Origin of the sequence: Apibacter sp. B3919, from assembly GCF_026537405.1 — a bacterium.
Taxonomy (GTDB): Bacteria; Bacteroidota; Bacteroidia; order Flavobacteriales; family Weeksellaceae; genus Apibacter.
Map to the genome: position 1 here is coordinate 204,381 of NZ_JAFNMG010000003.1, position 20,111 is coordinate 224,491.

The following is a 20,111-nucleotide window of genomic DNA, read 5'->3' on the forward strand; positions in this document are numbered from 1 at the left end:
TATATTTTTGTTTTCATAATAACATACAAAAATAGAAATACATGAAAATTTTCTTATTAATTATTAGTGTTTTTATGTTCAGTATCCCTCTTTCAGCACAAAATTATTGGAAGAGAACAAGCTTAACAGGAAAGAAGATAAAAAGTGAAAATATCAATTTACCCATTGAAGAACTATATACCGTTGATTTTTATTCTTTGAAAAAACAATTAAATTCGGCCTCATTAAGAGGAACTAACCATGCTCCTATCATAGTATACGTTCCAACATCCGAAGGAAAAATAGAAAGATTTTCGGTTTATCATGCTCCTGTAATGGATGAAGAAATTGAAAATACATACGAATTGTATTCATACGCAGGAATCGGTATAGATGATACGAACAAATATATTCGATTTAGTATTTCTCCCAATCAATTCAATTCAATGATTATGGATAATACGGGTATCATTCAGCTCATTGATCCTTATACAACCGATGGAGAAGTTTATTCTGTTCGTATTAGAAAGGAAAACATCTTTAATGATTTCAATTGTAATACGGTTGATGAAATTAATTCGGAAGAATCAAGTTCTTATAAAATTATATCGGGTGATCGAAAATTTCGCACGTATAGATTAGCTCTTTCAGTAACCGGTGAATATACTCAACATTTTGGTGGCGTAACCGGAGCTTTACAACAAATAAATATCACCTTAACCCGAGTGAATGGTATTTTGGAAAAAGATCTAGCTGTAAATCTTAAAATGATAAATAATATTTCTCTTATTTATGAAGATCCAAATACGGACCCTTATTCCGATTCATCTTTGATGGATAACTGGAATATGGAACTTCAAAAAACATTAACAGCTGTGGTTGGAGAAGATAACTATGATATTGGCCATCTTTTTGGCGGTAATGGTGGAGGAGGAAATGCCGGGTGCATAGGGTGTATTTGTGTCAGTCCTTTGATGGATCGAAATGGAATCCCTACTTCTGTAGGAAAAGGTAGTGGGATAACTTCCCCCTCAAATAATAATCCGTCAGGAGATCATTTTGATATTGATTACGTAGCTCATGAATTGGGACATCAGTTGGGAGCTAATCATACTTTTTCTTGTTGGCTTGAAAACACGGGGGTTAATATTGAACCGGGAAGCGGAAGTACAATAATGGGATATGCCGGTATCACATCTGCCAATGTACAATTAAGTTCGGATGCTTATTTTCATTCTGCAAGTATTCAGCAAATTAACAGAAATCTAAAGCGTAAAACCTGTGGAACAATCAATCAAATTCCTAATCATCCCCCCGTAGTAAATTTAGGTCCCTCTAGTGTGACCATTCCTATGGGGACACGGTTTTACTTGGATGCAGAAGGAACAACAGATCCTGATGGGGATGAGCTGACTTTTTGTTGGGAACAAATTGATAATGCTCGTAAGAATGTTATTCGAGTCGATTCTTCACAAAGATCCGGTCCTATTTTCAGGTCTTTTCTACCGACTTCATCTACCAGAAGATATTTTCCCGCTTTAACTACCGATAGTTACTCTCCAAATACTTGGGAGACTGTTTCTAACGTTAAAAGAGTCCTGAATTTTACTGTAACCGTACGTGATAATAATCCTAATAAACCTCAGACTAAGATTGTTGCTAAAGAAGTTATGGTTTCAGATAGCGGGGGGCCATTTATCGCAACATTTCCTACCGCTGATTATATTGCTAAGAAAGGAAGTTCAATTAAAGTAGCATGGAATGTTGCTAATACAACAGCACAGCCATTTAATACACAATATGTGAATATTTCATTAGTTACGGATGAGGGGCAAACTATTACTCCTCTGGCTGATCATATTCCTAATTCTGGAGATGCAACTGTGGATTTACCTGCTGATCTTGTCGCTAAAAAAGCAAAAATAATGATTGAGGCTAGTAATAATATTTATTTTGCCTTAACCGAATATTTTTCAATAGGGTATGAATCGGAAGTAATTTGTAAAAAATATATGCCAAACCTTTCCCCGATTCCGATTCCTGACGGAAATGGTGATCATTTAAATTCTGATTTTGCTACCATGGGAATTATTATTCCTGAAAATGAGAATTATGATGAATTAATTAATTTACAGGTATCTGTTGATATAGATCATCCAAATATTTTTGATTTATACATTGTTTTACAAGACCCCGGTCCGGATTATAAATCAACTGTTTTATGGAATCATTCATGTGAATATTATTCAGATTTAAAAGTTACTTTTGATGATAACGGAGCTGCAATAAACTGTTCTTCTCCTATTACAGGTACGATTAAACCTCGTAATGCAATTCATTCACTTTATAAGAAAAATTATAGCGGTGAATGGCTATTAGGAGTAGCAGATCATTATGCTAACGATGTTGGTACATTAAATTCTTTTTCTTTGAATTTATGCAGTTTAAATTATAAGCAACTCCAAACCGATGAAAATTTTTCAGAAACCCCAACATTTAAAGTTTATCCTAATCCTTCTGAAGGAGTTTTTACTATCGATTTAGGTGCTATTCAATTTAGAGGAAATACAAGCAACGTCAAAGTTTATAATTTGGCCGGTAGCTTATTATTTTCAAAAGTTGAAAAAAATAAGCTTTTTTCTATAGATCTTACTAATTATCCTGCGGGTATATATACCATAAATATTACGGGAAATGGTAATTCTATATCCAAAAATGTAATTAAGAAGTAATCCTTTAAGTTAAAACAAATAAAGCACTCTTTTATATATTTATGAGAGTGCTTTAAATTTTTCTTTATTTTTAAAATTTAAATTCTTTTTCAGGAATGATCTTGTTAATTTCAAGCGATTTAAATACAAGAATAAATTCTGAGTCATCCTCCTTGTTTTTAACAACCAAACGATAAGGAAAGATTAGTCCGGAGACTAATTTAAAGTTTGAATATAATTTACTTTCATTTGAAGTATCTTCTCTAACTAATTGATAGTTGGTTTTATCAAAGTAATAAATTTCTGATTCTCTGTTATTAGTTAGTTTAATTTTATAAGAATTCTTATTATCAATACGTTCTTCTCCGATAAATATAGGAAGAAACCCTTTTGCAGAATAATCAATTAAATCCGATTCAAATGCTTCAGGAACGTAATTATTATCTTCTTCAAGTGAATTCGTTTGAAAGTTATATTGTATAGCTTTCTTTCCGTTGTAAGCATTTAAAATAATTTTTTTTCCTTGTATTTCTATACAAGTTTTATTAAGATTCGGTCTCTGCTGATAAATTTCTATAGGATATGACTCATTTAATCCTAAAATTATATCTCCTTTAATTATTATTGAATTCAATTCTTTCCAATGATGTGTACCTCCGGTAACTTCCAAATGCTTTTTAATTATTTCTTCTACCGTCTGAGAATAACATATGTTCAAAAGGAATATCAGCAAAACAAAAAAAAGTTTCTTCATATAAAAATTAAAATGGGTTGACTGTAAAAAAATTCCAGGCAACTATAAAGTTATCCTGGAATTACATTTTTCTTCAATTTATATCTTTGCATTAATTGAATTATTATCTTTCGAGTAATGGTATTACATTTCTTCGTAAAGTGCTCTTAATTTTTCTTTAGTCATTATTTTCTGCCAATCTTTACCTAATGCATTTTCCCAAAGCGGAGCCATTCCATAAGAAACATTAATCATGGTATTGAATTGTTCATCAGATAATCCTTTGCATACACCTTGTGGAATTTCAATCTGATTTTTTTCAACCATATATTTAAATTCCTTAACTCCTTCAGGATAATACTCTTCTAATCGGTCAAAAACAATGCAATTACCTACTCCATGATGAGTTCCTAGTAAATAAGAAAGTCCGTAACTCACCGCATGAGCAATTCCTACTTGTGAATAAGCAATGCTCATTCCTCCATGCCAAGATGCCATCATTAAATCTTCATCAGACTCATCATCCCATTCAGATTTATGAACATATACTTTTTGGCAAAGTTCTAATGCTTTTTCTCCGTAACTTTTACTGAAAGCATTAAGATATGTTCCTGTTAAAGACTCAATGCAATGAATATAACAATCCATACCGGTAAAAAATGCCTGATTTTTTTCTACTCCTTTTACTAAAGATGGATCCAAAATAACTTGATCAAAAGGGGTAAAATCTGAATTAATACCTAATTTTCTTTCCGGCCCGGTTAATATACAAGTTCTGGAAACTTCTGCTCCTGTACCACTAATTGTTGGTATACCTACATGATAAACAGCCGGATTTTTCACTAAATCCCACCCTTGATATTGAGAAGAAGAACCTTCACTATTCATCATGATTGCAACAGCTTTTGCCGAATCCATTACACTTCCTCCTCCTATTCCAATAACTCCGGAAACAGTTCCATATTCCTCTTTTAATGAATCTCTGATCGCATCAATTCCTTTGGTTTTGGGTTCATCAGTAGTATCTATAAATATAATTTTATCTTTTCCTTTTAAGGGAATTCTTTTTTCTAATTCTTTTCCTTCAAACACTTTATCTACTAAAAAAATAAATGGATAATCTTTATTTCTTTTTTCTTCAATAATTTCTGAAGTTTGATCAAAGCTTCCACGTCCGTAAATTACACGGGGAACCATTGGGAAATTTCTGAATTTCATATTTTTATTTTTTCTCGTTTATCTGTTTTTTTAATATTTCATTTGCTTTTTCCAAATCCTCCGGAGTGTCTATTTCAACTCCTACAAAATCAGTCTCTATTACCTTAATTTTCATGCCATATTCTAAATATCTTATGCACTCCACCTTTTCTGCTTGTTCGTTTTGTAACATCGGTAATTTTGCAAAATCTAGTAAGGCTTGTTTACGAAAAGCATATACACCTACATGCTCATAGTAATCCGCCTGAAATGATTTTTCTCGAGGATATGGTATAACTGAACGTGAAAAATATAGTGCAAAGTCATTTTGGTCTTTAACTACTTTTACATAATTAGAATCCTCAATTAAATTCCAATCGTCCATTTTACGAATCAAGGTAGCAACATCAATTTTATTTTCTTGATCTTTCTTAAATACTTCAATTAGCCTTGCTAACGGTTCGGTTTTTACAAAAGGTTCATCTCCTTGTATGTTTATGATGATATCGCATTCTAAATTTTCAACAGCTTCTGCAATTCGATCACTTCCTGTCTCATGTTCTTTTCTACTCATAATGGCTTTACCTCCGTTTCTGGTAATTTCATTATGAATTATTTCGGAATCTGTTACTACAAATACATCTGAAAAAAGACGGGTTTTAATTGCATTTTCATAGGTTGACCGAATGACTGTTTTTTCTCCTAACATACCCATCAGCTTTGCAGGGAAACGAGAGGCTGCATATCTTGCAGGAATAACTGCTATTATTTTCACGTTATTTATAATTTAATTACAAAGTTAACTAAAATAGCTTTTGTTAACCGGTATTATCCCTATTAAAAAAACATTTTAAATGTGCTTATTTTTTATCTTTAAAATTTTTTATACAGCTATTATTTTTTTTATAAATCATTATTTAATAATTGTATTCTTTTATTATACTTTTAAGAATAATGAATAAAAAAAGTCATCCAAAATTTGGATGACTTTTTTCTATTAGAAAAGTTTGTTTAGTAAATTATCTTCTTCTGTTACTAGGAGTTTTTACCTTAACTTCTTCTGTGATTGATACTTTTGAACCGGTTTGATCTAAGATCACAACTCTTCTGTTTTCTCTATCACAAGTTTCTTGATCCGGATAAAGAATATTTCCTTTATCGTCTTTCTTAGCATTGATATCTTGTTGTTTACATAACAATTCTGATTTACCGAATCCTCTTGCTATCAATCTATCTTTGCTTACTCCGTTTTTAACTAATTCGTTTACTACAGATTGTGCTCTTTGTTTTGATATTCTATTGTTTACGGCTACAGATCCTACTCTGTCGGTATGTCCGTCTACAAAGAATTTTTTACCATCAAAACTTCCGTCATTTAACATTTTTGCAGCGTCGTTAACTAATGGTAAAGATTCTGCTGTTAATTTAGAACTGTTAAATTCAAAGTTGATATTTTTTAATTTGAATGTAACGTCTTTAGTTTCCCATGGACAACCGTTGTTTTCAATTGGTCCTTTTACTGTTGGACAAGCATCATCAATATCAGGGATACCGTCTCCATCTGTGTCAGGACATCCTTGGAATTGTGCAGGTCCTGCTGCATTCGGACATCTGTCTTGATCGTCAGGGATACCGTCTCCGTCTGTATCAGGGCATCCTTGGAATTGTGGTAATCCCGGTGTATCAGGACATCTGTCTTGATCATCTGGAATTCCGTCCCCATCTCTATCGCTCGGCGCTACCGGAGGTGGTGGTAATGGTTGTTCTTTCTTAGCTCCAAATTTAAATATTAAAGATGCTGAGTGTTGAAAGAAGTCAGAATAATCTTTTGATTGATTAGTTACCCAGTTATATTGAGATTCTATGTTTAAACCAAAGTTTCTGGTAAACCAAAAGTTAATACCTACACCTCCGTTTACTACAAACATATCATCCTTTCCTGTAAATTTACCTCCTAACTTATAATTTTTATCTGAGTTATAATCATCATCATAAGCGTCTAAGTGAGTAGATGGATCATCCTCAACAATTTTAATTCCTTTATAAGAATATTTGTGATAGTTTGCACCTACTCTCACATATGGGTCCAGCCATCTTAATGATTTTGACTCACTAAGTGGAGTAAATCTAAGACCTAAACCTGCTAAAACAAAAAATTCGTCTTTTATTTTTAATCTTTTGTTATCCATATCACTTATTGAAGCTTGTAAATCAACTGCAAAGTTTTTACCAATACTTCTTGCTACAGTTAATTTTGATAATGGAAAAGAAAAACTATAATCATCGGTATCAAAATATCCGTCAAAGATACCACGCACTGACGTATGGTCAGTTGCATGCATCCCTATCCCCACATACCACTTTTCTGTAGTATTTTGAGCTTTAGTTACAATGGCCATTATAACAGCTCCTATTGTAATCAATAATTTAAATTTTTTCATATTAATTTCTTACTACTATGATTTATTTTATTCTACTAAACAAATTCTATTCCAATATATAAAAAAACCATCCTTATTAGGATGGTTTTTTTATTTGTAGATCAATTATTTCTTAATTTTCACTTCTTTTGTTACGGAAACTTTATCTCCTGCCTGATCTAAAACTACCACTCTTCTATTAGATCTATCACAAGATTCTTGGTCAGGATATAGTATATTTCCTTCTTCGTCTTTTTTAGTATTGATATCTGCTTGTTTACATAATAATTCTGTTTTTCCAAAGCCTCTAGCTATCAATCTATCTTTTTCTATACCTTCATTAATTAATTCGTTCACTACAGATTGTGCTCTTTGTTTTGATATTCTATTGTTTACGGCTACAGATCCTACTCTGTCGGTATGTCCGTCTACAAAGAATTTTTTACCATCAAAACTTTCATCTTTTAATAATTTAGCTGCATCTTTTACTAATGGTAAAGACTCTGCTGTTAATTTAGAACTGTTAAATTCAAAGTTGATATTTTTTAATCTGAAAGTAACGTCTTTAGTTTCCCAAGGACAACCGTTGTTTTCAATTGGTCCTTTTACTGCTGGACAAGCATCATCAATATCAGGAATACCGTCTCCATCTGTGTCAGGACATCCTTGGAATTGTGAAGGTCCTGCTGCATTCGGACATCTGTCTTGGTCGTCCGGAATACCGTCTCCGTCTGTATCAGGACATCCTTGGAATTGAGGCAATCCCGGTGTATCAGGACATCTGTCTTGATCGTCTGGAATGCCGTCTCCGTCTCTATCACTTGGTGCTTCTACCGGTGGAGGTGGCGGAAGTGGTTCTTCTTTCTTAGCTCCGAATTTAAATATAATCGATGCAGAATGTTGGAAGAAATTTATATAATCTTTAGAATATGCTGTTGCCCAGTTATATTGAGATTCTAGATTTATACCAAAGTTTTTTGTAAACCAGAAGTTAATACCTACTCCACCATTTAATATGAAATTATTATCATGACCGGTAAATTTACCTCCCAGTTTATAATTTTTCTTAGGATTATAATCATCATCGTAAGCGTCTAAGTGAGTGGTTGGATCGTTTTCAACGATTCTAATTCCTTTATAAGAATATTTGTGGTAATTTGCCCCTACTCTAACGTATGGATCTAACCATTTTAAAGATTTGGATTCACTTAATGGGGTATATCTAATACCTAATCCTGCTAAAACAAAGAATTCATCTTTAATTTTTAATCTTTTATTGTCTATTTCTCCAATTGAAGCTTGCAAGTCAACTGCAAAGTTTTTAGCTATGCTTCTAGCTACTGTTAATTTAGACAACGGTGGTACAATACTATAATCATCGGTATCAAAATATCCGTCAAAGATACCACGAACAGAAGTATAGTCTACCGCATGAGCTCCAATCCCGATATACCACTTATCCGAAATGTTTTGAGCAAATACAGTAGTTGCTAACGTTGTAGCCAATCCTGTAAGTAACAAATTGAACTTTTTCATATATAAAAATCTAATTTTTAGGTTGCAAAGTAACATTTTTATTATCTAACTCCCAAGAAAAAATTAATATTTCTTTACCATTCTGTTAATATTTCGTTTGGATTCTCTTTCTTTTATCGCTTCTCTTTTGTCATATAATTTTTTCCCTTTCGCAAGATATACTTGGATCTTCGCGATTCCTTTTTCATTGATATACAATTTTGTAGGAACAATCGTTAATCCTGTTTCTTTAGTTTTTCTTAACAGTTTGTTAATTTCCTTTTTATGTAATAACAGTTTTCTTTCCCTTTTTATTGTATGATTATAACGAGTTCCGTAATAATATTCGTCAATGGTCATATTTATTACATATAATTCGCCATTAATAATCTGACAAAAACTCTCTGCAATACTTGCTTTCCCTAATCTAATAGATTTTATCTCAGTACCATGTAAAACTATTCCTGCCTCATATTTATCCAATAATTCATAGTTAAATCTAGCTTTTCTATTCAGTATATTTACTTTATTTTCAAATTTCATAATCAAAGTTTTTCTTACTACTTTTGTACAAATTTATTAAAGTATATGCTTACAGTATCAAATTTATCTTTACAATTTGGAAAAAGAGTACTCTTTGATGAGGTTAATGTAAAATTTACGAAAGGAAACTGTTATGGAATTATTGGAGCTAATGGAGCAGGAAAATCTACATTTTTGAAAATTCTATCCGGCGATGTTGAACCGACTACAGGAAGTGTAAGCCTTGAAACAGATAAAAGAATGTCTGTATTGGAACAAAATCACTTTGCTTATGATGCATATCCTGTACTGGAAACGGTTATTAAAGGGAATCAGAAACTTTTCCACATAAAGGAGGAAATGGATGCTTTATATGCCAAACCTGATTTTTCTGATGAAGATGGAGTTAAAGCGGGAGAATTAGGTATTATTTATGAAGAAATGGGAGGTTGGAATGCTGAGTCTGATGCAGGAACTTTATTATCTAATCTTGGAATAAAAGACGATGCACATTATAAAATGATGTCTGAATTGGAAAATGCTGACAAAGTAAGAGTATTACTTGCTCAAGCTTTATTCGGAAATCCTGATGTTCTTATTCTTGATGAGCCTACGAATGATTTAGACATTGAAACCATATCTTGGTTAGAAGATTTCTTGGCGGGATACGAAAATACTGTAATTGTTGTTTCGCACGACCGTCACTTTTTGGATGCAGTTTGTACTCATACCTGCGATTTGGATTTCGGAAAATTAAATTTATATACCGGTAACTATTCATTTTGGTATGAGGCCAGTCAATTAGCTGCCCGTCAAAGAGCTCAACAAAACAAAAAGGCTGAGGAAAAAAAGAAAGAACTTCAAGAGTTTATTTCCAGGTTTAGTTCTAATGTTGCTAAAGCAAAACAGGCCACAGCTCGTAAAAAAATGATCGAAAAATTAAATATTGAAGATATCAAGCCGTCTTCTAGAAGATATCCGGCAATTATTTTTGAACAAGAACGTGAAGCCGGGGATCAAATATTGGACGTTAAAGGATTGGAAAAAACTAAAGATGGTGAATTGTTATTCAGCAATATTGACTTGAACCTAAAAAAGGGGGATAAAGTTGCCGTTCTATCCAGAAATTCTTTGGCTATTACTGAATTTTTTCAAATATTATCCGGAGAGTCAGAACCTGATAAAGGGAGTTATTCTTGGGGTATAACTACTAAGCAAAGTTACCTTCCTTTAGATAATACTAAATATTTTCAATCGGACGATAACCTTGTAGATTGGCTTCGTCAGTATGTGAATACAGATGAGGAGAGACATGAAGAATATATCCGAGGATTTTTAGGTAAAATGCTATTTAGTGGTGATGAAGCTTTAAAATCTTGCAAAGTTCTTTCGGGAGGTGAAAAAATGCGTTGTATGTTTTCAAGAATGATGTTATTTAAAGCTAATGTTTTACTTCTTGATGAGCCTACCAACCATTTAGACTTGGAAAGTATTACGGCTCTTAACAACTCGTTAACCAATTTTAAGGGCACTATTTTACTTTCTTCTCATGACCATGAATTATTATCTACTGTTTGTAACAGAATCATTGAATTAACCCCTAAAGGTATCATTGACCGCTATATGAGCTATGATGAGTATTTATCTGACGCAAAAGTTAAAGAACTTAAAGCGCAATATTATAGCTAAGAAATTATTGGGCGAAATTTAAATCATAAAGATTTTTATTTCACCAAAATGATAATACTATAAAACCTTTTAATCTATAATATGATTAAAAGGTTTTTTTTATAATAAACTTTGAATTATCCGGCTGGCAAGCGTGTTATTCTAAACAATATTTTACTTTAACTTAAAGGATCCTTTGTGCTTTTTTAAATTTATTTTTCCAATAAGTTTCTTCGAGAGAACTAATTATAACCCCTTTAGATGTTGAGGCATGTATGAATGTAATTTCGCCTGAACCGGATATATTATAGACTATACCTACATGATTTATTGAGCTCCCCCCTGTATTAAAAAATAATAAATCGCCTTCTTTTATTCGAGAGATACTTACATCTTTTCCTGCATTAGACATATCTATGGAACGTCTTGGTAATTTTACATCTATTCTTTGGTAAGCATTGCAAACTAAACCGGAACAATCTATGCCACTGAAAGTATTTCCTCCATATTTATAAGGAGTCCCTTTATATTTTTCTGCTTCTTTCAAAACCAAAATAACATCCGTAGATTTTATATTTTTATGAACTCCGTATTTTTTTGATTCTGAATTCGAATCTTTCTTTATCGGTTTTGAAATATGGGGTGATTTATGCGATGGTTTTGATTTTGAAATATGTTTATTTGTTTTATTGGAATTATAAGTATATCTTTTCGAATGAGGATGTTTTGATTTTTTATATGAAGAAGTTGCCTCGTAAGATACACAAGATGTTATAAATGAAAAAAACATCAATCCGAACACATAGATTACCATTTTACTTTTCATATATCTTATTTTTTAATAATCTTTGTGCTAATTTATAAAATTATGAACATTTTTTTAACACGTTATTTACTAATTTATTAACAAATTATTTTTTCAAACGGTTTAGACTATTTAATTAAAAAATATTTTTATTGTCTGATATAAGATTTTCATATCCCATATCAATGGACAGATTTTCTCCTTTAGCTGCAGCAGTTGCCAACTGATCCGCCTTTTCATTGTAAAAATGCCCATGATGACCCTTTACCCAGTGAAAGGTTACTTTATGTTTTTTGTAAATTCTAATAAATCGAATCCATAGATCCGGATTTTTAACTTTTTCAAATCTTTTTTTCTCCCAACCATAAATCCATTTATTATTAACGGCATCGACTACATATTTTGAATCAGAATATATTTCAACTTCTTGATCGGGTTTATTAATTTTTTCCAAAGCAATAATCACAGCCAATAATTCCATTCTATTGTTGGTAGTTAAGCGAAATCCTTCTGAAAAGTTTTTTTCATATGAAGTTCCTTTCAGCTTCATTATAATGCCATACCCTCCTTTTCCCGGATTTCCAGAAGAAGCTCCGTCTGTATAAACCTCAATCATAATATCTATTTAATCTATTTAAAAGATATTTTTTAATTCTAACAAATTTTTAATTATCGGAATTTCTGCATTTTTATAATGATCTTCTTTTTTGTAATTAAAATAGACCGGATACATCCCTATTCTTTGAGAACCTAGTACATCTGCCTCCCAATCATCCCCGATAAACGCGGATTCATTCACTAATGCATGGGCTTTTTTAAGACCTAATTCAAATACTTCTTTAGCCGGCTTTCTTTTATTTATTTCTTCTCCGCTGGTTAGGGAGGTTATATAATCTTTAATACAAGTTTCTTGAACTTTTTGTTCGGTTTGTATTACAAAGCCATTGGAAACAACATGTAATTGATAACCTTTTGTTTTTAGATATTTCAAAATTTCCTCTGCATACTCGATTAGATTATTGTTTTCCATGATCTGAGTTAAAAAATTGGCATTAAAATAATCCCAAATTGCAGGGTCATTTATATGAAATTCCAAAAACGTATCCCTGAATCTTTTTTCCAATATATCTGCTTTGCTTACCTTATCTTGCCTATATAAGGACCATAGATTTTCATTCCTGTTGTAATAACTTATATAAAAATCTGAAAATTGTAATTGATACTTTTCTTCAATTTTTAAATTTTCATAAATATTTTTAAGAGTTAACTTTGAATTTTTATCCGTATCCCAAAGTGTATTATCAAGATCAAAGAATATGTGTTTTATATTATTTTTCATGTATAGTTTTTTTAAAGGCTTAATCCCATTCCAAAGAAAACGGAAAAACATAAGGCTAACAATGCTGTAGGTTTTAAGTATAAATCTAAATCTTTGGGGGTTTGGGTGTAAAGAATTTTTCTGCGTACTATAGTATTCGGAATAAATAGTATAAAGAATAAAAATGGTTTTAATGATGACCAACTATCTAATTTTATAACAAATTCTTTCTGATGTATTAACAGGAAAATGAGACAAAGAATAAAAGGAAGATTCATTAGTACCATTTGATAATACTTAGCATTTTGAAATCCTAATCGTAATGCCAGCGTTTTTTTATGACTGATTCTATCCGATTCAATGTCTCTCATATTATTTAGATTCAAAACGGCTACACTAAATAAGCCAATTGCAGAGGCGGGAAGCAAATTATCCCAAGTAAAAGATTTTGTATAAAGAAATTCACTTCCTAAAACAGAAACCCATCCAAAAAAAATAAAAACAAAAAAATCCCCTAATCCCATATATCCGTAGGGCTTTTTTCCCATAGTATAAAATATAGCCGCCAATACACAAGCAATTCCCAATCCAATGAATATAAAAAATTCACTTTTATAATTGGGGATAAAAGCATACCAAAGCAGAACTATTGAAGAAAGTAGGGATAGAAATACAGTAATTAAAATTGCACGAAACATGGATTGTTGTGTAATAGCTCCCGATTGAATAGCACGAACCGGACCTACTCGTAACTCATTATCGGTTCCTTTGGTTCCATCTCCATAATCATTGGCAAAATTGGACAATATTTGAAATAATATGGTTGTAAGACAAGAAAGTCCAAAAATAATTCCATCAAAATTCCCTTTCCATTTGGCAAGTAATCCTCCTAAAATGATTCCACTTAATGAAAGCGGTAACGTTCTTAATCTAGCGGCCTCAATCCAATTTTTCATCTGTTTTTCTTCTATTTTTTAACTTTTTACAAAAATACACTAATTATATGATAGATTTAACGCATCCTGAATTGGATAAATAATTGAGTCAAAATATATAGAATTATTAATTACTCTAAGATTACCGACTTATCAATATATTAAGGTAAGAAATTCATCAAGTGTGATTTTCCCAAAATATGTTGATAGATCAATATCTTTTAATGAATCGGCAACGGAAGCTTTTGTGTATTTTTGTCCTAATAATCTGTTCTCTATATCTTCTAGGTCTCCCACTCCGAAAAAATCTCCGTATATTTTAATTGCAGTAATGTTTCCTTCTTCGACATTTAATTTTAAATCAATGGAACCTATTGGAAACCGTTGACTTCTTTCCATATAAAATTTAGGAGAACGTCCGTAATTCCAATCCCAATTTGAATATCTTTGATGTGAAATTTTATTTATTTGTTCCCAATCTTTTTCCGTCAATTCATATTTATTGACATCTTCTGTTTTATCTACATTAAAAATTGAAAGTAGTAATTTATCTCTAAATTCTTCTATGGTTAAATCTGTTGTGACAAAATCAGATATATTGGCTACTCTGCTTCTGATTGATTTAATTCCTTTCGATTCAATTTTATCTTTTCTTACCTTTAAAGAGTTAACAACTTCATCCATGTTGCTATTGAATAATAGTGTTCCATGGGTAAACATTCTTTTGTTAGTGGCAAATTGAGCATTTCCGCTTATTTTCTTTCCTTCCACTACTATATCATTCCTTCCCTTAATTTCTGCATTGACTCCCATTTGCTTCAACGCTTCAAGTACCGGATGTAAATATTTTTGATAATTTGAAAAACTATTACCATCATTTTTGGTAATAAAACTAAAATTTAAATTACCCCTATCGTGAAATACAGCTCCTCCTCCCGATAACCTCCTAACTACTTTTATGTTTTTTTCTTCTACATATTCTGTATTGATTTCTTCTATAGTGTTTTGGTGTTTTCCTATGATTATGGAGGGATCATTTATATAGAAAAGAAGATATGAATCTTCCTCAATTGGCAAGTTCATTACAAGATACTCTTCAATAGCTAAATTAATTTCGGGATTGTAATTGTTTTTATTATCTACAAATAACATTCTCATTTTTTTTGGATCAAAAATACAATAAATAGTTTTTACGCCTTCTTTTCTGAATATACAGCGGCTCATGGGTATTCATTATAAGTAAACCAATGTGATATTAAATATTATAATATATATTTAATTTGTTTAGTTAAAACCGTAAAAAAAGTATAATTTATGCTTATAAATGGAACATATTCATCGAAAAATTATAAATTTGCCTGTTGAAAAATCTAACATATGAATTCTTTTATTGAAGAGTTAACTTGGAGGGGATTAATTCATAATATAATCCCGGGAACAGAAGAACAATTAAATACGGAAATGACGCTGGGTTATATTGGTTTTGATCCGACTGCAGATTCTCTTCATGTAGGAAGCCTGGTGCCTATCTTACTTTTAGTTCATTTTCAAAGACATGGTCATAAGCCTGTTGCTTTAGTGGGTGGTTCCACAGGTATGATCGGCGATCCATCCGGAAAAAGCGCAGAGCGTAATTTATTGGATAGTGAAACTTTACAAAAGCACATTTTAGGAATAAAATCTCAATTAGAACGATTTTTAGACTTTGATAGTAACAAGTCAAATTCTGCCATACTGGTTAATAATTATGACTGGATGAAAGATGTTACTTTTTTAGACTTTGCCCGTGATATTGGAAAGCACATAACCGTTAATTATATGATGGCTAAAGATTCCGTTAAAAAAAGATTAAACGGCGAATATCAAGAGGGTATGTCTTTTACAGAATTTACATATCAACTTTTACAAGGTTTTGATTTTTATCATTTATACAAAGAAAAAGGAGTTAAACTTCAAATGGGTGGTTCAGACCAGTGGGGAAATTTGACTACAGGAACTGAGCTCATTAGAAAAAAAATCGGTGAAGAAGCTTTTGCTTTAACATGTCCACTAACTACAAAGGCTAATGGTACTAAATTCGGTAAAAGTGAGGGAGGTGAAAATGTTTGGTTAGATGTAAATAGAACTTCCGTATTTAAATTTTATCAATTCTGGTTAAATATAACAGATATTGATGCTGAAAAATATATAAAAATTTATACTTTCCTCTCCAAGGATGAAATTGAATCATTAATTAGAAATCATAATGAAAACCCATCCCTTAGGATTTTACAAAAAAAATTAGCTGAAGAAGTTACCCGTTGGGTTCATGGTAAGGAAGAAACGGATAAGGTCATAAAAGCTTCCTCTATTTTGTTTGGAAAATCAACTAAGGAAGATTTCCTATCTTTAGATGAAACTACTTTTTTATCTTTATTCGAAGGAGTTCCGCAAAAAGAAGTTTCTTTAAATATTCTTAAAAACGGAATTTCAATTCTTGATGCATTATCAGAAATAAGCGGTTTTTTATCTTCAAAAAATGAAGCTAAAAGAGCTCTTAAGGAAAAATCAATTTCTGTTAATCAAGAAAAAGTTAACGATGATTTTATTATTAATGAATCAAATTTAATTCAAGGAAAATACGTTTTACTTCAAAGAGGAAAAAAATCATATTTTATCCTTAAAGGAATTGAATAAAATAGTTTTTATTTTAAGTAAATAAATTTTATAAAATAACACAATATATATTTTTGCAACACGTTATATAACAAATAGATGAAAGGGCTTATTAAGTTTTATCATCCTGATGAAACCTTAGTGTATCACATCAGGAAATGTTTTTGTAAGGTTGTTTTTCTTAACAAGAAAAATACATTAGTAGTTGAAATAGAATCAGATGATGATTTAGATCACGTAGAAGAAGACTCATATCAAAATGAATACCCGCAAGTGTCTTTTTCCATTGAAGACTTCGAAATTCCAGTAAAAACTATACAGCAACTTTGCGGAAAATCATTTCAAATACCTTCGTATGAAGAAAAAGAAAATGAAAATGGCGAAGTAGAAGAATTATACTATACAAATCTGAATTTAAATGATGAAGAGGATTTGGAAACTGACAATAATGAATTGAAATTCGGTAAAGATGAACAGGGTAATTTAAAGCTTATATGGCAAGGCTATTGTGAAGATTTTATTACTCAAGAAGAACCCTTACGATTTAAAGTATCTTGCTCATTTATCAACGATATCTTAGAAATAGACGAATAACCTGAACCATATATAATGAAAAAATTAATAGTACTTTTTTATTTTTTAGGGCTGATTTCTTTTACCCATGCTCAGAGTTTTAGAGGTATTGGAGACCAAAAAGTACAGTTAGGAATTAATGCTTTCGGATATGGAACCGGAATTACTGCTACTTATGATTACGGAGTAATGGATTGGCTTTCCATTGGTGGGGGTACCGATTTTTATTGGAGTGCCGATGATGATAATTTTTTTATTTATGGACGGGCTAATTTTCATTTAAATGATCTCTTAGATCTTCCTCATACTATGGACTTATATCCCGGAATAAATATAGGAGGAAGAAATGACGGTTTTGGTATAGGTGCACATATTGGGTATCGTTATTTCTTCGATGATAAATTTGGTGCATTTGCAGAGCTAGGCAGCCATGGTTCTATTGGAGTTACTATAAACTTATAAAAATATTCAGCATATCGGATTAAATCAGGAATTTTACTAGTAGATTTTTTTCTGAACTTTCTACATTTTTATTCAAAATGAAGATAAAAAGGATCTGTCGCAAGTTCTAACATATTTTTATCTCCTTTACTATCTCCAAATGCGTATATTTTGGAATAATGGGCTAATTGTATTTCACTAATTATTCTAACTACTTTCTGTTTATAATTACAATTAGGTGTAGCAAATTTACCGGTAAATACTCCATAAATATATTCTGCCTCTGTAGAGATCAAACGTAATCCTAAATATTTTGCGAAAGGTTTAACCCATAGATCTAAGGAAGCTGTGACGATATATTTATTGGGTTCTCTTGATAACGCTCTTATGTATTCCAATGCCTTGGGCCTGATAATAGTATTTTTCCTACTTTCAAAATAATATTGAGCAAATTCTTCTAATTCTGAACGTGTTTTACCTTTTAAAAATTGAGAGATAAATTTTTGCTTAATTTTTCCTGCATCGAATATTTTAAATCTTACCAATATAAATAAAGGAATAAATTTAATAAAGACTTTTTTGTATTTATGAGGAAAAGAAAATTGTAAAAAATCAAATAAAGTATCTTTGTTTGTTAACGTTCCATCAAAGTCAAAAAGATATAATTTTTTTTCATCCATTGAAAATATGATTTGTTTAGCATTTGTTTTAAAAGTGTATTATATTACATCTTTAATTTTTTAAATATAAATTCCGGAATATTCCTTACAACTAGCATTATATATCTCCAGATGCCCGTTATATATATTTTATTTTTTTTCTTCTTATATGCTGTATAAATAATGTCTGCGGCTTGTTGTGGTGAAGCGGTTAGGAGTTTAGGTAAAGCCATTCCCAAAGTCATTTTGGTATCCATAAATCCAGGAAGAACAGTCATAACATGAACATTTTTATGATAAAGATAATTACGCAAACCATCTAAATAAACCATAAATCCGGCTTTCGAACTCCCGTAAATAAAATTACTTTGCCTACCCCGAAGTCCGGCAACAGATGATAATCCGATGATAGTTCCTGATTTTTTATTTTCAAATTTTTGAGCAAAATAATTTACTAATGGTACAAGTTTAGAATAATTTATTTCAAGAATTCTTTGTGTATTATTTTCATCATATAATCCCTCTTCTGTATTTTTTCCTAAAAAACCTATTGCACAAAATAACAAATCCGAATCAATAGAATCAAATACAGAATAATCAACATCTTTAGTTAAATCAAAATTTATAATTTCGGAATCTTGTTTAAACTTAATTAAAATATGCTTTGATAATCGTTGGGTTTCTTCCGGGTTTGACGTTATTAAATATATTTTGGTATATCTGTTTATATTTTCAGATAATAATTTATTAATAAATGCTTGAGAAATATCTGAAGTTGCTCCTAGAATTATCATTTTATTTCAGAATTGTATAATATTAAACTTTTATTCGTAATTGAATTATCTTTTTGAATGGTTTGGATATCAGGATTAATTGATCTTACAATATTAGAATTTATATAACCTGATTGTAAATAAGGATGAAAGTATTCAAATTTTTTATTAAGTAATGGAATTTTATATATGGAAACATGATCGTTACCCGTATCATTTAAAAAATATTTTAGATTTTTTCTTTCTTTTAAAATTTTTATCACTTTTGATCTATAAGAAAGGTAATTTACAGGCGATTTCAGTTGATATATTATATTTATTGCTAACGATAAAATACTTAACATAAAAATATAATGCAATTTGTTGGAATAAGTTTTAAAAAATAATATTAAAAATGAAAAACAAAAACAAAAAGATGCCGGGGCCAACATTCTTGTGTTTAATGATTCTATTCCTTGTGTAAATTCTGAAATAAACATTAAAATGAGATATACACATCCTATAGTCAGTAATAATTGATGAAATGTGGTAACCTTACCTTTAAAAGGCATTCGATAAAACCATATATAGGATATTAGAAAGAATAAATCAATTAACAATATACCTATCATTAAAAAAATTATTACCGACGCCGGTTCCAGTATTTTAATTGAAAATATAGGATTAACAACATTTACAACACCTAATAAATTATCTAATGTATGTTTCCATAGGCTATCTAATGAGGGAGATGATCTTATATGCTCGCCAAAAAAACTTCCAAATTCCAGGTAATTATAGATTAAATATATACCTATTCCTAAAGATGAAAATAACAAATAATAAAAATAATTTTTATATATAAGTTTATCGAAGAGCTTATATTTAATTGTATAACATATAAAGTAAATTATTATTGCTATAAAAATATATAAGCCTGTATATCGTACTAAAGTTAAAAATACAGTTAAGATAACTGCCGGATAAATAATTTTAAATTTTAACTTGTTTTCTGTCAATAATTTATTTAAATAAAAGATTAAAATATAAAAAAGTGTTAAGAAAATACTTTCAGAAATAGAAAGAATATAGAGAGAAATAATAAATTTAAAAGTAACCAGTAAAACCGTCTCCTTAAAATAAAATTTTTTTAAATATGAGAAGCCAATTATAACAGCAAAACTTAGGCAACTAATAATTCGAGAACTAAAATAAAACTCATTTGTAA

At 30.6% G+C, this 20,111-nt stretch carries 19 protein-coding genes; 5 read left to right on the top strand and 14 right to left on the bottom strand.

Annotation, left to right across the window (positions count from 1 at the left end):
* Positions 1-41 precede the first annotated feature (41 nt).
* The gene (locus J3U20_RS06940) at positions 42-2,711 is read left to right on the top strand and encodes a reprolysin-like metallopeptidase (RefSeq protein ID WP_160542536.1); all 2,670 of its coding nucleotides are present in this window, start codon (positions 42-44) and stop codon (positions 2,709-2,711) included.
* Positions 2,712-2,781: 70 nt separating this feature from the next.
* On the opposite strand, the gene J3U20_RS06945 is transcribed toward J3U20_RS06940, so the two are convergent.
* The 6 genes from J3U20_RS06945 to smpB form a co-directional block, all read right to left on the bottom strand.
* Positions 2,782-3,444 carry a histidine kinase gene (locus J3U20_RS06945; protein WP_160542537.1) on the bottom strand — a complete coding sequence of 221 codons (663 nt, stop codon included), beginning with the start codon at positions 3,442-3,444 and terminating at the stop codon, positions 2,782-2,784.
* Between the two features lie 123 nt (positions 3,445-3,567).
* Positions 3,568-4,641: an iron-containing alcohol dehydrogenase family protein gene (locus J3U20_RS06950; protein WP_160542538.1), complete on the bottom strand. Its 1,074-nt coding sequence runs from the start codon at positions 4,639-4,641 to the stop codon at positions 3,568-3,570.
* Between the two features lie 4 nt (positions 4,642-4,645).
* Positions 4,646-5,395, bottom strand: a complete 750-nt coding sequence (kdsB, locus tag J3U20_RS06955; protein ID WP_160542539.1) for a 3-deoxy-manno-octulosonate cytidylyltransferase — start codon at positions 5,393-5,395, stop codon at positions 4,646-4,648.
* A gap of 244 nt (positions 5,396-5,639) precedes the next feature.
* Positions 5,640-7,061, bottom strand: coding sequence for an OmpA family protein (locus J3U20_RS06960; RefSeq protein ID WP_160542540.1), 1,422 nt, complete (start codon positions 7,059-7,061; stop codon positions 5,640-5,642).
* 105 nt (positions 7,062-7,166) lie between these two features.
* A complete protein-coding gene (locus J3U20_RS06965; RefSeq protein WP_160542541.1) occupies positions 7,167-8,576 on the bottom strand; it encodes an OmpA family protein in 1,410 nt (469 codons plus the stop codon).
* Between the two features lie 63 nt (positions 8,577-8,639).
* On the bottom strand, positions 8,640-9,098 hold the full coding sequence (smpB, locus tag J3U20_RS06970; RefSeq protein WP_105296380.1) for an SsrA-binding protein SmpB: 459 nt from the start codon (positions 9,096-9,098) through the stop codon (positions 8,640-8,642).
* A gap of 45 nt (positions 9,099-9,143) precedes the next feature.
* On the opposite strand from smpB, the gene J3U20_RS06975 reads away from it, so the two are divergent.
* On the top strand, positions 9,144-10,766 hold the full coding sequence (locus tag J3U20_RS06975; RefSeq protein ID WP_160542542.1) for an ABC-F family ATP-binding cassette domain-containing protein: 1,623 nt from the start codon (positions 9,144-9,146) through the stop codon (positions 10,764-10,766).
* Between the two features lie 163 nt (positions 10,767-10,929).
* Here the strand turns inward: J3U20_RS06975 and J3U20_RS06980 are convergent, their stop codons facing one another.
* From J3U20_RS06980 to J3U20_RS07000, 5 genes are all read right to left on the bottom strand, one after another.
* Positions 10,930-11,571, bottom strand: coding sequence for a C40 family peptidase (locus J3U20_RS06980; protein ID WP_160542543.1), 642 nt, complete (start codon positions 11,569-11,571; stop codon positions 10,930-10,932).
* 115 nt (positions 11,572-11,686) lie between these two features.
* Positions 11,687-12,169: a ribonuclease HI gene (gene rnhA / locus J3U20_RS06985; protein ID WP_160542585.1), complete on the bottom strand. Its 483-nt coding sequence runs from the start codon at positions 12,167-12,169 to the stop codon at positions 11,687-11,689.
* A 15-nt stretch (positions 12,170-12,184) separates the two neighbouring features.
* On the bottom strand, positions 12,185-12,889 hold the full coding sequence (locus J3U20_RS06990) for an HAD family hydrolase (protein WP_160542544.1): 705 nt from the start codon (positions 12,887-12,889) through the stop codon (positions 12,185-12,187).
* Positions 12,890-12,900: 11 nt separating this feature from the next.
* Positions 12,901-13,824: a 1,4-dihydroxy-2-naphthoate octaprenyltransferase gene (menA, locus tag J3U20_RS06995; RefSeq protein WP_160542545.1), complete on the bottom strand. Its 924-nt coding sequence runs from the start codon at positions 13,822-13,824 to the stop codon at positions 12,901-12,903.
* Positions 13,825-13,956: 132 nt separating this feature from the next.
* Complete coding sequence (locus J3U20_RS07000) at positions 13,957-15,027, bottom strand: lipoate--protein ligase (RefSeq protein ID WP_304505485.1); 1,071 nt, start codon at positions 15,025-15,027, stop codon at positions 13,957-13,959.
* A gap of 153 nt (positions 15,028-15,180) precedes the next feature.
* Here J3U20_RS07000 and tyrS point away from each other — a divergent pair, with 153 nt between their 5' ends.
* The 3 genes from tyrS to J3U20_RS07015 all read left to right on the top strand — a co-directional run bounded on the left by tyrS (position 15,181) and on the right by J3U20_RS07015 (position 17,493).
* On the top strand, positions 15,181-16,479 hold the full coding sequence (tyrS, locus tag J3U20_RS07005) for a tyrosine--tRNA ligase (protein WP_160542546.1): 1,299 nt from the start codon (positions 15,181-15,183) through the stop codon (positions 16,477-16,479).
* A gap of 78 nt (positions 16,480-16,557) precedes the next feature.
* Positions 16,558-17,052, top strand: a complete 495-nt coding sequence (locus tag J3U20_RS07010; protein WP_160542547.1) for a hypothetical protein — start codon at positions 16,558-16,560, stop codon at positions 17,050-17,052.
* A gap of 15 nt (positions 17,053-17,067) precedes the next feature.
* Positions 17,068-17,493: a DUF6646 family protein gene (locus J3U20_RS07015; protein ID WP_160542548.1), complete on the top strand. Its 426-nt coding sequence runs from the start codon at positions 17,068-17,070 to the stop codon at positions 17,491-17,493.
* Between the two features lie 68 nt (positions 17,494-17,561).
* Here J3U20_RS07015 and J3U20_RS07020 read toward each other — a convergent pair whose 3' ends face one another.
* The 3 genes from J3U20_RS07020 to J3U20_RS07030 are packed head-to-tail and all read right to left on the bottom strand — an operon-like array spanning position 17,562 to position 19,722.
* A complete protein-coding gene (locus tag J3U20_RS07020) occupies positions 17,562-18,152 on the bottom strand; it encodes an HAD-IB family hydrolase (RefSeq protein WP_160542549.1) in 591 nt (196 codons plus the stop codon).
* Positions 18,153-18,196: 44 nt separating this feature from the next.
* Positions 18,197-18,925 (bottom strand): SDR family NAD(P)-dependent oxidoreductase, encoded by a 729-nt coding sequence (locus J3U20_RS07025; RefSeq protein ID WP_160542550.1) that lies wholly within the window; start codon positions 18,923-18,925, stop codon positions 18,197-18,199.
* Positions 18,922-19,722, bottom strand: coding sequence for a hypothetical protein (locus tag J3U20_RS07030; protein WP_160542551.1), 801 nt, complete (start codon positions 19,720-19,722; stop codon positions 18,922-18,924). Before J3U20_RS07030 ends, J3U20_RS07025 begins: the two co-directional genes overlap by 4 nt.
* Positions 19,723-20,111 lie beyond the last annotated feature (389 nt).

Bases quoted from the DNA above. Each gene is read 5' to 3' on its own strand.
- smpB (WP_105296380.1), bottom strand. From the start codon at position 9,098: ATGAAATTTGAAAATAAAGTAAATATACTGAATAGAAAAGCTAGATTT.
- J3U20_RS06940 (WP_160542536.1), top strand. From the start codon at position 42: ATGAAAATTTTCTTATTAATTATTAGTGTTTTTATGTTCAGTATCCCT.
- J3U20_RS07015 (WP_160542548.1), top strand. From the start codon at position 17,068: ATGAAAAAATTAATAGTACTTTTTTATTTTTTAGGGCTGATTTCTTTT.
- tyrS (WP_160542546.1), top strand. From the start codon at position 15,181: ATGAATTCTTTTATTGAAGAGTTAACTTGGAGGGGATTAATTCATAAT.
- J3U20_RS06960 (WP_160542540.1), bottom strand. From the start codon at position 7,061: ATGAAAAAATTTAAATTATTGATTACAATAGGAGCTGTTATAATGGCC.
- J3U20_RS07020 (WP_160542549.1), bottom strand. From the start codon at position 18,152: ATGGATGAAAAAAAATTATATCTTTTTGACTTTGATGGAACGTTAACA.
- J3U20_RS07000 (WP_304505485.1), bottom strand. From the start codon at position 15,027: ATGAGCCGCTGTATATTCAGAAAAGAAGGCGTAAAAACTATTTATTGT.
- J3U20_RS06965 (WP_160542541.1), bottom strand. From the start codon at position 8,576: ATGAAAAAGTTCAATTTGTTACTTACAGGATTGGCTACAACGTTAGCA.
- menA (WP_160542545.1), bottom strand. From the start codon at position 13,824: ATGAAAAATTGGATTGAGGCCGCTAGATTAAGAACGTTACCGCTTTCA.
- J3U20_RS06945 (WP_160542537.1), bottom strand. From the start codon at position 3,444: ATGAAGAAACTTTTTTTTGTTTTGCTGATATTCCTTTTGAACATATGT.
- J3U20_RS07025 (WP_160542550.1), bottom strand. From the start codon at position 18,925: ATGATAATTCTAGGAGCAACTTCAGATATTTCTCAAGCATTTATTAAT.
- J3U20_RS06975 (WP_160542542.1), top strand. From the start codon at position 9,144: ATGCTTACAGTATCAAATTTATCTTTACAATTTGGAAAAAGAGTACTC.
- J3U20_RS06990 (WP_160542544.1), bottom strand. From the start codon at position 12,889: ATGAAAAATAATATAAAACACATATTCTTTGATCTTGATAATACACTT.
- J3U20_RS06980 (WP_160542543.1), bottom strand. From the start codon at position 11,571: ATGAAAAGTAAAATGGTAATCTATGTGTTCGGATTGATGTTTTTTTCA.
- J3U20_RS06950 (WP_160542538.1), bottom strand. From the start codon at position 4,641: ATGAAATTCAGAAATTTCCCAATGGTTCCCCGTGTAATTTACGGACGT.
- J3U20_RS07010 (WP_160542547.1), top strand. From the start codon at position 16,558: ATGAAAGGGCTTATTAAGTTTTATCATCCTGATGAAACCTTAGTGTAT.